The organism is Coriobacteriaceae bacterium (genome assembly GCA_025757745.1).
In the GTDB taxonomy this organism is placed as follows: domain Bacteria; phylum Actinomycetota; class Coriobacteriia; order Coriobacteriales; family Coriobacteriaceae; genus Collinsella.
Window position 1 is genome coordinate 13,819 of record CP107217.1, and the last position, 14,196, is coordinate 28,014.

The 14,196-nt window shown below is 60.4% G+C and carries 2 protein-coding genes, 1 tRNA gene and 5 rRNA genes; all 8 read right to left on the reverse strand.

Annotation, left to right across the window (positions count from 1 at the left end; all coding sequences use genetic code 11):
* Positions 1-66: 66 nt before the first annotated feature.
* A 23S ribosomal RNA gene (locus OGM60_00075) occupies positions 67-3,043 on the reverse strand.
* A gap of 396 nt (positions 3,044-3,439) precedes the next feature.
* Positions 3,440-4,945: ribosomal RNA gene (locus OGM60_00080) — 16S ribosomal RNA — on the reverse strand.
* 844 nt (positions 4,946-5,789) lie between these two features.
* A 5S ribosomal RNA gene (rrf, locus tag OGM60_00085) occupies positions 5,790-5,905 on the reverse strand.
* 145 nt (positions 5,906-6,050) lie between these two features.
* Positions 6,051-9,025 (reverse strand): 23S ribosomal RNA (locus OGM60_00090).
* A gap of 396 nt (positions 9,026-9,421) precedes the next feature.
* A 16S ribosomal RNA gene (locus OGM60_00095) occupies positions 9,422-10,927 on the reverse strand.
* Together the 16S, 23S and 5S rRNA genes form the textbook arrangement of a ribosomal RNA operon.
* 887 nt (positions 10,928-11,814) lie before the next feature.
* A complete protein-coding gene (locus OGM60_00100; protein UYI99235.1) occupies positions 11,815-12,612 on the reverse strand; it encodes a conjugal transfer protein TraX in 798 nt (265 codons plus the stop codon).
* A gap of 192 nt (positions 12,613-12,804) precedes the next feature.
* Positions 12,805-12,880 (reverse strand) — tRNA-Lys (locus OGM60_00105).
* A gap of 28 nt (positions 12,881-12,908) precedes the next feature.
* On the reverse strand, positions 12,909-14,189 hold the full coding sequence (locus tag OGM60_00110; GenBank protein UYI99236.1) for an aminopeptidase: 1,281 nt from the start codon (positions 14,187-14,189) through the stop codon (positions 12,909-12,911).
* Positions 14,190-14,196 lie beyond the last annotated feature (7 nt).

The window sequence follows — 14,196 nt, forward strand, 5'->3', positions numbered from 1 at the left end:
TGACTCGGGGGCATCCTCGTGCCCGGACCGCGCATGGGCGCTTGTCCCGCGGGCCGCGAGGTGCGGTTCCGGAAGAGCTCGGGCGATTAGTGCGGCTCGGCTGAGGACGTCGCCGTCCTTGCACCTGCCGTCTATCGACCAGGTAGTCTACCTGGGCCCTTACCGGAAGGAGAACTAATCCCTGGAACGGCTTCCCGCTTAGATGCCTTCAGCGGTTATCCGCGCCGCACGCGGCTACCCGGCCGTGCCGTTGGTCGACAACCGGTTCACCGGAGGTGCGTCCACCCCGGTCCTCTCGTACTGGGGGCAGCCTCCATCGATTCTCCTGCGCCCACGGAGGATAGGGACCGAACTGTCTCACGACGTTCTGAACCCAGCTCGCGTACCGCTTTAAACGGCGAACAGCCGTACCCTTGGGACCTGCTCCAGCCCCAGGATGCGATGAGCCGACATCGAGGTGCCAAACCTTGCCGTCGATGTGGACTCTTGGGCAAGATCAGCCTGTTATCCCCGGAGTACCTTTTATCCGTTGAGCGACGGCCCACCCACTCGGGGCCGCCGGATCACTAGAGCCTGCTTTCGCACCTGCTCGGCTTGTGGGCCTCGCAGTCAAGCCCGCTTGTACTCTTGCATTCAAAAGGACGGTTGCCGACCGTCCCGAGCGGACCTTCGCGCGCCTCCGTTACCCTTTAGGAGGCGACCGCCCCAGTCAAACTGCCCGCCTGGCACGGTCCCCGAGCCGGTTGACGGCCTCGGGTTAGGACGCCGGTCGCGCGAGGGCAGTATTCCAAGGGCGGCTCCCCGGGGGCTGGCGCCTCCGGATCGATGCCTCCTGCCTATCCTCTACACGCGGGACCAGCGGCCAATGCCAAGCTGCAGTGAAGGTTCACGGGGTCTTTCCGTCCTTCCGCGGGTAAGTCGCATCTTCACGACCAGTGCAATTTCACCGGGTCCATGGTCGAGACAGCGCCCAAGTCGTTGCGCCTTTCGTGCAGGTCGGAACTTACCCGACAAGGAATTTCGCTACCTTAGGACCGTTATAGTTACGGCCGCCGTTTACCGGGGCTTGGCTTCGGGGCCTCGCCTTAACGGCTAACCCCTCCGCGTGACCTTCCGGCACCGGGCAGGCGTCAGACCCTATACGTCGCCTTGCGGCTTCTGCAGAGTCCTGTGTTTTTGGTAAACAGTCGCTTGGGCCTCTCCACTGCGGCCCGCCTCCGCTCCCGGAGCAAGTCCGTTCACGTACGCGCGGGCACCCCTTCTCCCGAAGTTACGGGGCCATTGTGCCGAGTTCCTTGACCATGGTTGACCCGATCGCCTCGGTATGTTCTACCCACCCACCTGTGTCGGTTTGCGGTACGGGCGCGCACGCGCCTGCCTAGGGGTTTTTCTAGGGACCTCGGGCTCACTCGCTTCGCTCAGTCGCTTCGTCCGGAGCCTCGCCCTCGTGCGGACCGGATTTCCCTGGTCCGCGGGCCGCGCTCCATCACGGGGACGTCCAGAACCCCGCCGAGCCACCCCCATCCGTCGCCCCGTCGGTCGTAGCGCCGCGTGCGCGGTGCAGGAATGTCTGCCTGCTGCGCGTCGGCTACGCCTCCCGGCCTCGCCTTAGCCCCCGACTGACCCTGGGAGGATTAGCCTTGCCCAGGAAACCTCGGGTTCACGGCGGACGAGTTACTCTCTCGTCTCTCGCTACTCATGCCAGCATTCTCACTCCCATGCGCTCCACCGTCGGTCGCCCTGACGGCTTCTCCGCCCATGGGAAGCTCCCCTACCGATTCTAATGAATAAAATCCCGCCGCTTCGGTGTCCAGCTTAGCCCCGTGTATTGTCGGCGCATGTCCACTCGACCAGTGAGCTGTTACGCACTCTTTGAATGCATGGCTGCTTCTAAGCCAACATCCTGGTTGTCTGGGCGGACGCACATCCTTTGCCACTCGGCTGGAACTTGGGGACCTTAGCGGGCGGTCCGGGCTGTTTCCCTCTCGAGCACACAGCTTAGCCCACATGCTCTGACTGCCGCGCTCTGGGCCGCCGGCATTCGGAGTTCGGTTGGATTCGGTAGGCGGCGAAGCCCCCTCGTCCATCCGGTGCTCTACCTCCGGCGGTGAACGCGCGACGCTAGCCCTAAAGCTATTTCGGGGAGAACGAGATATCTCCGGGTTTGATTGGCCTTTCACCCCTATCCGCAGGTCATCGCCGCCGTTTTCAACCGACGTGCGTTCGGCCCTCCACGGGGTCTTACCCCCGCTTCAGCCTGCCCACGGATAGCTCACCCGGCTTCGCGTCCGCGGCGCGGGACTCAAGTCGCCCTGTTAAGGCTCGCTTTCGCTCCGGCTCCCTTTCGGTTAACCTCGCCCCGCGCCAGCGACTCGCTGGCTCATTCTACAAAAGGCACGCCGTCACACCCTAAAAGGGTGCTCCGACTGCTCGTGGGCGCACGGTTTCAGGTACTGTTTCACTCCCCTCCCGGGGTGCTTTTCACCTTTCCCTCACGGTACTGGTGCGCTATCGGTCACAGGGTAGTACTCAGGCTTGGATGGTGGTCCACCCAGGTTCGGACCGGGTTTCACGTGCCCGGCCCTACTCAGGGACCGCGTCGCGCCGTCCGGTCTGGGTTCGCGTACGGGGCTGTCACCCGCTGCGGCCGGCCCTCCCATGCCGTTCCGCTCCCCAGCCGGACCTGCGCCCGGGGGCGGCAGCCCCCGGATGCGCGGCCCTGCAACCCCGTCGGCGGAACCCCTGCCGGGTATGCCCGCTCGACGGTTTGGCCATCGGTCCCCTTTCGCTCGCCGCTACTCGGGGAGTCTCGAGATTGATTTCCTCTCCTCCGGGTACTTAGATGTTTCAGTTCCCCGGGTCGTCCTCCCCGCCCCTATGTGTTCGGGGTGGGGATATCCACACTGCTGTGGATGGGTTCGCCCATTCGGAGACCCCCGGGTCGAAGGATGTGTGCTCCTCGCCGGGGATTATCGCAGCTTGCCGCGTCCTTCATCGGCTCCCTGTGCCAAGGCATCCGCCGTGCGCCCGTGGTATCTTGCGGGACCGCATCGGGCCCGCGGGATATCCACGTGTCGCTAAAATTAATTAATCGATATCATGAATAGCGCTCGTATGTCGCAATTCGGGTATCTCATACCGCGGCACAGTGTATGTACTGTGCTCGCGATCAGATGCTCCTCACTCATATATAAGTGAATTCTTCTTGTTTGGATCGGATGAATGATTGCTATCATTCTCTGTTTAAATCGCAGAAAAGAATCGAGTCTGGAAGAATTGGATCTTCCATCTCTCTCCTATCGCTATGCGGCTCTCAAGGTACGCGGGTGCGACCCCGGGGACCGGGTGCTGCGGGGACGTACCGGGAAGACATCTGCCGGACGGGCTCCTGCCCTCTATTCGAGTTAAGTTGATCTCTCTAGAAGATTTATCTCCCTAGAAAGGAGGTGATCCAGCCGCACCTTCCGGTACGGCTACCTTGTTACGACTTCACCCCCCTCACCCTCCACACCTTCGGCGCCTCCCCCCTTGCGGTTGGGCCGGCGACTTCGGGTGCAGACGACTCGGGTGGTGTGACGGGCGGTGTGTACAAGGCCCGGGAACGCATTCACCGCGGCATGCTGATCCGCGATTACTAGCAACTCCGACTTCATGGGGGCGGGTTGCAGCCCCCAATCCGAACTGGGGCCGGCTTTCCGGGATCCGCTCCCCCTCGCGGGGTGGCATCCCTCTGTACCGGCCATTGTAGCACGTGTGCAGCCCAGGGCATAAGGGGCATGATGACTTGACGTCGTCCCCGCCCTCCTCCGCCTTGACGGCGGCGGTCCCGCGTGGGTTCCCGGCATCACCCGATGGCAACACGCGGCGGGGGTTGCGCTCGTTGCGGGACTTAACCCAACATCTCACGACACGAGCTGACGACAGCCATGCACCACCTGTATGGGCTCCTCTCGGCCACGGGGTCTCCCCCGCTTCACCCATATGTCAAGCCCTGGTAAGGTTCTTCGCGTTGCTTCGAATTAAGCCACATGCTCCGCTGCTTGTGCGGGCCCCCGTCAATTCCTTTGAGTTTTAGCCTTGCGGCCGTACTCCCCAGGCGGGACGCTTAATGCGTTGGCTGCGGCACGGGGGGATCGTCCCCCCACACCTAGCGTCCATCGTTTACGGCTGGGACTACCAGGGTATCTAATCCTGTTCGCTCCCCCAGCTTTCGCGCCTCAGCGTCGGTCTCGGCCCAGAGGGCCGCCTTCGCCACCGGTGTTCCACCCGATATCTGCGCATTCCACCGCTACACCGGGTGTTCCACCCTCCCCTACCGGACCCAAGCCGCGGAGGTTCCGGGGGCTTCGGGGGGTTGAGCCCCCCGCTTCGACCCCCGGCCTGCCGGGCCGCCTACGCGCGCTTTACGCCCAATGAATCCGGATAACGCTCGCCCCCTACGTATTACCGCGGCTGCTGGCACGTAGTTAGCCGGGGCTTCTTCTGCAGGTACAGTCTTGACTCTTCCCTGCTGAAAGCGGTTTACGACCCGAAGGCCTCCGTCCCGCACGCGGCGTCGCTGCGTCAGGGTTCCCCCCATTGCGCAAGATTCCCCACTGCTGCCTCCCGTAGGAGTCTGGGCCGTGTCTCAGTCCCAATCTGGCCGGTCGGTCTCTCAACCCGGCTACCCGTTGTCGGCACGGTGGGCCGTCACCCCGCCGTCTACCTGATGGGCCGCGGAGCCATCCCCTCCCGTCGGGGCTTTAGCCGGGGTGCCATGCGGCACCCCGGGGTATCCGGTATTACCCGTCCTTTCGGGCGGCTATCCCGGGGGAGGGGGCAGGTTCTCCACGTGTTACTCAGCCGTTCGCCACTCGCTTCCCTCCGGAGAGGGGTGCCGTTCGACTTGCATGTGTTAGGCGCGCCGCCAGCGTTCATCCTGAGCCAGGATCGAACTCTCCGTCCAAATATGTTGGGCTTCGAGCCCGTCCGGTCCTCTCAGTCATTCGCTGATCGGTTCCGTTCGATTCATATGGTTTTAGTATAGGAAAAGGAATTTCTCGGGGCCGCCTCTCGGCGGCCTTGCGAAAAACAAATCCAAGTTAGACCATTTCAAATGGTTCGATGTCTGCCCGGATGCGACACTGAAGTAAGTGTCCATCCTCGCAGTATCCGGTTCTCAAGGTGCACGCTGTGCGGTCCATCCGGTTCGACCGGGCCGCGCGGCAAGGAGATATATTGCCAGACCGGAGGGGGCCCCGGGGGCGGGAATCATGCACTCCATATTTTGTTCACAAATGAATCTTGGGACCCTGGGACCCGTCAGGGTCTAATCAACGATCATATATCTCAGACAGACCGTATGACCTCGGTGTTCTTGCTGTCTGATGTAGACGCATCGCTTATATACCCAAACCAGAACTGAATAGCGCCTAGGAGATGGATTGCTTAGGTTCCCCTTATAGGGCCTTTACGCGGCAAAGGACCCCGCCAGACAGCGCTGGAGCCCCATTGGTGTGCAACCCCAAGCTGCAAAACGCGAAACGCGAGAAAAGATTGATTTGTGATCTAAATTGGCAGATCCATCTAGGAAATACACAACCAGCCAAAGAAGCGTTCCTAAGTGCGGACTATAAAGAACGAGTCCCAAGACAGGCCTCGAAGAGAATCAGCCCACTCCATATGCTATTGCGACTTTAGAATAAAGAAATCAGCTATCTAGAGCCACGGCTCGATATAAACGCAAAAAAGGGGGAGGCCGCGAGGCCTCCCCCTTCTACATTCCCAATGGCGGCTCGGTGCCGTCCACCGGTCAGCGGCGCCCTGGCCTCCCACGGGCTGACCCCGCAGTACTCTCGGCGCGATGGGGCTTAGCTTCCGGGTTCGGAACGGGACCGGGCGTGCCCCCCATGCTCTGGCCGCTGACCGGTGGGCGGCGCCCACCGTTCTCGGTGTCCGGGTGTCCCTCTCACGTGCCCTGGGGGCCGCATGGCGTATAGGAAAGGTGACTCGGGGGCATCCTCGTGCCCGGACCGCGCATGGGCGCTTGTCCCGCGGGCCGCGAGGTGCGGTTCCGGAAGAGCTCGGGCGATTAGTGCGGCTCGGCTGAGGACGTCGCCGTCCTTGCACCTGCCGTCTATCGACCAGGTAGTCTACCTGGGCCCTTACCGGAAGGAGAACTAATCCCTGGAACGGCTTCCCGCTTAGATGCCTTCAGCGGTTATCCGCGCCGCACGCGGCTACCCGGCCGTGCCGTTGGTCGACAACCGGTTCACCGGAGGTGCGTCCACCCCGGTCCTCTCGTACTGGGGGCAGCCTCCATCGATTCTCCTGCGCCCACGGAGGATAGGGACCGAACTGTCTCACGACGTTCTGAACCCAGCTCGCGTACCGCTTTAAACGGCGAACAGCCGTACCCTTGGGACCTGCTCCAGCCCCAGGATGCGATGAGCCGACATCGAGGTGCCAAACCTTGCCGTCGATGTGGACTCTTGGGCAAGATCAGCCTGTTATCCCCGGAGTACCTTTTATCCGTTGAGCGACGGCCCACCCACTCGGGGCCGCCGGATCACTAGAGCCTGCTTTCGCACCTGCTCGGCTTGTGGGCCTCGCAGTCAAGCCCGCTTGTACTCTTGCATTCAAAAGGACGGTTGCCGACCGTCCCGAGCGGACCTTCGCGCGCCTCCGTTACCCTTTAGGAGGCGACCGCCCCAGTCAAACTGCCCGCCTGGCACGGTCCCCGAGCCGGTTGACGGCCTCGGGTTAGGACGCCGGTCGCGCGAGGGCAGTATTCCAAGGGCGGCTCCCCGGGGGCTGGCGCCTCCGGATCGATGCCTCCTGCCTATCCTCTACACGCGGGACCAGCGGCCAATGCCAAGCTGCAGTGAAGGTTCACGGGGTCTTTCCGTCCTTCCGCGGGTAAGTCGCATCTTCACGACCAGTGCAATTTCACCGGGTCCATGGTCGAGACAGCGCCCAAGTCGTTGCGCCTTTCGTGCAGGTCGGAACTTACCCGACAAGGAATTTCGCTACCTTAGGACCGTTATAGTTACGGCCGCCGTTTACCGGGGCTTGGCTTCGGGGCCTCGCCTTGCGGCTAACCCCTCCGCGTGACCTTCCGGCACCGGGCAGGCGTCAGACCCTATACGTCGCCTTGCGGCTTCTGCAGAGTCCTGTGTTTTTGGTAAACAGTCGCTTGGGCCTCTCCACTGCGGCCCGCCTCCGCTCCCGGAGCAAGTCCGTTCACGTACGCGCGGGCACCCCTTCTCCCGAAGTTACGGGGCCATTGTGCCGAGTTCCTTGACCATGGTTGACCCGATCGCCTCGGTATGTTCTACCCACCCACCTGTGTCGGTTTGCGGTACGGGCGCGCACGCGCCTGCCTAGGGGTTTTTCTAGGGACCTCGGGCTCACTCGCTTCGCTCAGTCGCTTCGTCCGGAGCCTCGCCCTCGTGCGGACCGGATTTCCCTGGTCCGCGGGCCGCGCTCCATCACGGGGACGTCCAGAACCCCGCCGAGCCACCCCCATCCGTCGCCCCGTCGGTCGTAGCGCCGCGTGCGCGGTGCAGGAATGTCTGCCTGCTGCGCGTCGGCTACGCCTCCCGGCCTCGCCTTAGCCCCCGACTGACCCTGGGAGGATTAGCCTTGCCCAGGAAACCTCGGGTTCACGGCGGACGAGTTACTCTCTCGTCTCTCGCTACTCATGCCAGCATTCTCACTCCCATGCGCTCCACCGTCGGTCGCCCTCCGGCTTCTCCGCCCATGGGAAGCTCCCCTACCGATTCTAATGAATAAAATCCCGCCGCTTCGGTGTCCAGCTTAGCCCCGTGTATTGTCGGCGCATGTCCACTCGACCAGTGAGCTGTTACGCACTCTTTGAATGCATGGCTGCTTCTAAGCCAACATCCTGGTTGTCTGGGCGGACGCACATCCTTTGCCACTCGGCTGGAACTTGGGGACCTTAGCGGGCGGTCCGGGCTGTTTCCCTCTCGAGCACACAGCTTAGCCCACATGCTCTGACTGCCGCGCTCTGGGCCGCCGGCATTCGGAGTTCGGTTGGATTCGGTAGGCGGCGAAGCCCCCTCGTCCATCCGGTGCTCTACCTCCGGCGGTGAACGCGCGACGCTAGCCCTAAAGCTATTTCGGGGAGAACGAGATATCTCCGGGTTTGATTGGCCTTTCACCCCTATCCGCAGGTCATCGCCGCCGTTTTCAACCGACGTGCGTTCGGCCCTCCACGGGGTCTTACCCCCGCTTCAGCCTGCCCACGGATAGCTCACCCGGCTTCGCGTCCGCGGCGCGGGACTCAAGTCGCCCTGTTAAGGCTCGCTTTCGCTCCGGCTCCCTTTCGGTTAACCTCGCCCCGCGCCAGCGACTCGCTGGCTCATTCTACAAAAGGCACGCCGTCACACCCTAAAAGGGTGCTCCGACTGCTCGTGGGCGCACGGTTTCAGGTACTGTTTCACTCCCCTCCCGGGGTGCTTTTCACCTTTCCCTCACGGTACTGGTGCGCTATCGGTCACAGGGTAGTACTCAGGCTTGGATGGTGGTCCACCCAGGTTCGGACCGGGTTTCACGTGCCCGGCCCTACTCAGGGACCGCGTCGCGCCGTCCGGTCTGGGTTCGCGTACGGGGCTGTCACCCGCTGCGGCCGGCCCTCCCATGCCGTTCCGCTCCCCAGCCGGACCTGCGCCCGGGGGCGGCAGCCCCCGGATGCGCGGCCCTGCAACCCCGTCGGCGGAACCCCTGCCGGGTATGCCCGCTCGACGGTTTGGCCATCGGTCCCCTTTCGCTCGCCGCTACTCGGGGAGTCTCGAGATTGATTTCCTCTCCTCCGGGTACTTAGATGTTTCAGTTCCCCGGGTCGTCCTCCCCGCCCCTATGTGTTCGGGGTGGGGATATCCACACTGCTGTGGATGGGTTCGCCCATTCGGAGACCCCCGGGTCGAAGGATGTGTGCTCCTCGCCGGGGATTATCGCAGCTTGCCGCGTCCTTCATCGGCTCCCTGTGCCAAGGCATCCGCCGTGCGCCCGTGGTATCTTGCGGGACCGCATCGGGCCCGCGGGATATCCACGTGTCGCTAAAATTAATTAATCGATATCATGAATAGCGCTCGTATGTCGCAATTCGGGTATCTCATACCGCGGCACAGTGTATGTACTGTGCTCGCGATCAGATGCTCCTCACTCATATATAAGTGAATTCTTCTTGTTTGGATCGGATGAATGATTGCTATCATTCTCTGTTTAAATCGCAGAAAAGAATCGAGTCTGGAAGAATTGGATCTTCCATCTCTCTCCTATCGCTATGCGGCTCTCAAGGTACGCGGGTGCGACCCCGGGGACCGGGTGCTGCGGGGACGTACCGGGAAGACATCTGCCGGACGGGCTCCTGCCCTCTATTCGAGTTAAGTTGATCTCTCTAGAAGATTTATCTCCCTAGAAAGGAGGTGATCCAGCCGCACCTTCCGGTACGGCTACCTTGTTACGACTTCACCCCCCTCACCCTCCACACCTTCGGCGCCTCCCCCCTTGCGGTTGGGCCGGCGACTTCGGGTGCAGACGACTCGGGTGGTGTGACGGGCGGTGTGTACAAGGCCCGGGAACGCATTCACCGCGGCATGCTGATCCGCGATTACTAGCAACTCCGACTTCATGGGGGCGGGTTGCAGCCCCCAATCCGAACTGGGGCCGGCTTTCCGGGATCCGCTCCCCCTCGCGGGGTGGCATCCCTCTGTACCGGCCATTGTAGCACGTGTGCAGCCCAGGGCATAAGGGGCATGATGACTTGACGTCGTCCCCGCCCTCCTCCGCCTTGACGGCGGCGGTCCCGCGTGGGTTCCCGGCATCACCCGATGGCAACACGCGGCGGGGGTTGCGCTCGTTGCGGGACTTAACCCAACATCTCACGACACGAGCTGACGACAGCCATGCACCACCTGTATGGGCTCCTCTCGGCCACGGGGTCTCCCCCGCTTCACCCATATGTCAAGCCCTGGTAAGGTTCTTCGCGTTGCTTCGAATTAAGCCACATGCTCCGCTGCTTGTGCGGGCCCCCGTCAATTCCTTTGAGTTTTAGCCTTGCGGCCGTACTCCCCAGGCGGGACGCTTAATGCGTTGGCTGCGGCACGGGGGGATCGTCCCCCCACACCTAGCGTCCATCGTTTACGGCTGGGACTACCAGGGTATCTAATCCTGTTCGCTCCCCCAGCTTTCGCGCCTCAGCGTCGGTCTCGGCCCAGAGGGCCGCCTTCGCCACCGGTGTTCCACCCGATATCTGCGCATTCCACCGCTACACCGGGTGTTCCACCCTCCCCTACCGGACCCAAGCCGCGGAGGTTCCGGGGGCTTCGGGGGGTTGAGCCCCCCGCTTCGACCCCCGGCCTGCCGGGCCGCCTACGCGCGCTTTACGCCCAATGAATCCGGATAACGCTCGCCCCCTACGTATTACCGCGGCTGCTGGCACGTAGTTAGCCGGGGCTTCTTCTGCAGGTACAGTCTTGACTCTTCCCTGCTGAAAGCGGTTTACGACCCGAAGGCCTCCGTCCCGCACGCGGCGTCGCTGCGTCAGGGTTCCCCCCATTGCGCAAGATTCCCCACTGCTGCCTCCCGTAGGAGTCTGGGCCGTGTCTCAGTCCCAATCTGGCCGGTCGGTCTCTCAACCCGGCTACCCGTTGTCGGCACGGTGGGCCGTCACCCCGCCGTCTACCTGATGGGCCGCGGAGCCATCCCCTCCCGTCGGGGCTTTAGCCGGGGTGCCATGCGGCACCCCGGGGTATCCGGTATTACCCGTCCTTTCGGGCGGCTATCCCGGGGGAGGGGGCAGGTTCTCCACGTGTTACTCAGCCGTTCGCCACTCGCTTCTGCCCGAAGGCAGGTGCCGTTCGACTTGCATGTGTTAGGCGCGCCGCCAGCGTTCATCCTGAGCCAGGATCGAACTCTCCGTCCAAATATGTTGGGCTTCGAGCCCGTCCGGTCCTCTCAGTCATTCGCTGATCGGTTCCGTTCGATTCATATGGTTTTAGTATAGGAAAAGGAATTTCTCGGGGCCGCCTCTCGGCGGCCTTGCGAAAAACAAATCCAAGTTAGACCATTTCAAATGGTTCGATGTCTGCCCGGATGCGACACATCTGGTGTGTCCATCCTCGCAGTATCCGGTTCTCAAGGTGCACGCCCCGCGGCTGATCCGGTCTCACCGGGCCGCGCGGCAAGGAGATATATTGCCAGACCGGAGGGGGCCCCGGGGGCGGGAATCATGCACTCCATATTTTGTTCACAAATGAATAGAACCCTCAGTTGCTTCACTGAGGCCGTATTCGAAGCAGCAGCTTCTGATATTGGCGATGACCAGCTGGTTTATAGGTGTTAAGGCATCGGTCATCTCTGGTGCGCCACTTTACTCCAAAAGCATCAGCTATTTGTTTCCCGTCGGTAAAAGGCAGGTTTTGTTCGCCAAGCGTTCTTATATATAGAGAAGTTCGGGTTCGAACCCGTACACCGGCAACAAAAAAGCGACCAACCGAAGTTGATCGCTTTCAATTCTATGCTGGAGCATCTAGAGGGTGTTTCCGAACTCATTTTCTCGCTGCCATTCATGCTTTCGAAGCATCGTTCGACCTCCGCAGCCTCATGTTTTGAGGATCTGCCGTGTTTATCACTGTTATTAATGAGTGTGTGGAAGTGATCCTCATACAGATACGTCGATCCGCCAGATAACTGAGAAGCATCTTTCTGCAGCCCTCGTTGTCTATCCTCACATCTCTCAGGTCTTCCGGAAATTCACAAGCAGTCTTAGGGTCAATTTGTTTCTGCTTTCAGAGACTTGTTTGAGAGTTTTTAAAGACAGTTCAAAACAATAAGTGAGACACCATAAAGCAGAGCAAGATGTGCCGGATAGAAAATGTAGAAGAAATATTTCAGCTTCAGCCCTCGCTTGCCATTATAAAGATTGATAAGCAGCAACGAAACGACCGCGGCGGCAACATCAGGATTTAATACATTAGCTGTAGCAAACTCAAATCCGCCGCCAACTATATGGCACGACGAAAGGAACACTGCGCATACTGCAGCAAAGAACATCTTGGCCTTGTTGTCGTGGAATAAATAGAACGCAGCCACAAGCAGAATGCCATACACACCGCCATCTAGTTTAGTGTATTCAGCTGCCAGTGCCGTCAAAACAATCAGAGCAATTTCTGCGATGTGCCTCTTCCATTTTGAAAGACTTTGTATCTTTTCCAGAATAATCAAAAAGACCAAGGAAAGCAGGAGCTCATACATAACATTCTGTTGCCGAAGGTCAAATAGCTGCCCGGTTTGAACGAAATCGTATATGGGCTCCGCAATGATTGCGAAGACAAGCATATTTCGCAGGTACTTCTTTATGTCATGAGTATGCAAAAATCCCTCAACTATCAAAAAGCAAAATAAGGGAAATGCAATTCTGCCAAGAACATGAAGCACATCCGAAGCCTCGCTTAGAATCGCCCACTGTTCGTCTGATATCTGATTGTACGATGCGTGAGTCATGATTCCATTGGTCAGGACGATCCTGCTTACATGATCGAGAACCATCGAGATGGCCGCTATTATCTTTAATGTGCTGCCGCTAATTCCGTATCTATCTGTTTTCATTTCTTTTTCCTTTCTTTGGGTGGGCCGTCAGGGGTTCAGCCTGCTCCGCAGGCGGCCGCTGCGGCGCTTCGCGCCTTGCGCGCTGCGCTGGCAAACGCTCACGCGTTTACTCAGCTCCGCGCCCCGACGGGTTCGAACCCATGCCTTGGCAACAAAAAAGCGACCAACCGGAGTCGATCGCTTTCTATTCTATGGTGGGCCGTCAGGGGTTCGAACCCTGGACCTTGGGATTAAAAGTCCCCTGCTCTGCCAGCTGAGCTAACGGCCCGCGGGTGGCATTGTACCACGGTCTGGGACTATTCCCAACTCCATTGGCCGTTCTGGAAAATCACAACTTCGCGTCCATCGGGCGTAATGCCCACAATATCGATGTCGTCCGTACCGATCATAAAGTCGACGTGCGTGCTCGAAACGTTGACGCCATGCTCAATGAGCTCCTCTTTGGACATATCATATCCACCCTCAATGCACTCGGGGAAGCCGACTCCCAGTGCAAGATGGCAGCTGGCATTCTCGTCATAGAGCGTGTCATAGAACAGGATGCCGCTTTCGCGAATCGGCGTGTTCTTGGAAATGAGCGCAACCTCTCCCAGATGAGCAGCGCCCTCGTCAGCATCGATGATACTTGCGAGTGTCGCCTTTCCCACACGGGCGTCGTAATCCACCACACGACCGTTCTCGAACTTGATCCAAAAATCGTCGACCTTGTTACCGTGATGGATAAGCGGCATTGCGGAATAGACGATTCCGTCAGCACGCATACGATCGGGCGAGGTGAAGACCTCCTCGGTGGGGATGTTGGGGAAGAAGGGGTGACCGTCGGGGGTCTCGCCCTTACCGCCGGCCCACTCATGCCCCTTCGTCATACCAATTACCAGGTCGGTTCCATTCGAAGCGGTATAGCGCAGGCAGTCGAAACGATTTTCGTTCAGAAAGCGCAGGTTCTTTTCAAACGCCGCATCGTGAAGCTCCCAGTCACTCTCCGGATCTTGGCCGTCAGCACGGGCGGTATGCAGGATCGCAATCCATAGTTTATAGATTGCAACCTCATCGGCGTCTCCCGGGAACACCTCGCGCGCCCAAGCCACGACCGGCGCTCCGGCAATGCACCACGGGTTGATGTTGTAATCCAGTCCGCGGCGGAAAATCTTGCACTGCGTGTTCCTCGCCTTGGAAGCGGCAGCGGGCTTGGCAGGATCGATGCCCTTGAGAGCGGCGGGGTCAGCACCCTCGATAAAGATAAAGCAGGCACCGTCCTGGGCCAGAGAATCCAGCTGTATGCGCTTCCACTCGGGCGTCTGCCCAAAATAGCTTTTCTCGACATGCTCGTACGCAAGCCTCGTCACGGCGTCGTCGGCCCAGATGACCGTCACGTGACCGGCACCGGCGTCATAAGCCTCCGCAACCACCACGCGCGCAAATGATGCGCACTCGACGGGAGACTGAACGACGACCTCCTGGCCGGGCTTAACGTTTACACCCTTGCGGATAACGAGACGCGCATAATTTTTAATCTTGGGCTCAAGGGTCTTCATGCCCTCAAGAGCTTCCTCGACCGTTAGGGCAGCTCGAATCATGTGCCAC

Coding starts and splice junctions, on each gene's coding strand:
- OGM60_00100 (UYI99235.1), bottom strand. CDS start 12,612: ATGAAAACAGATAGATACGGAATTAGCGGCAGCACATTAAAGATAATA.
- OGM60_00110 (UYI99236.1), bottom strand. CDS start 14,189: ATGATTCGAGCTGCCCTAACGGTCGAGGAAGCTCTTGAGGGCATGAAG.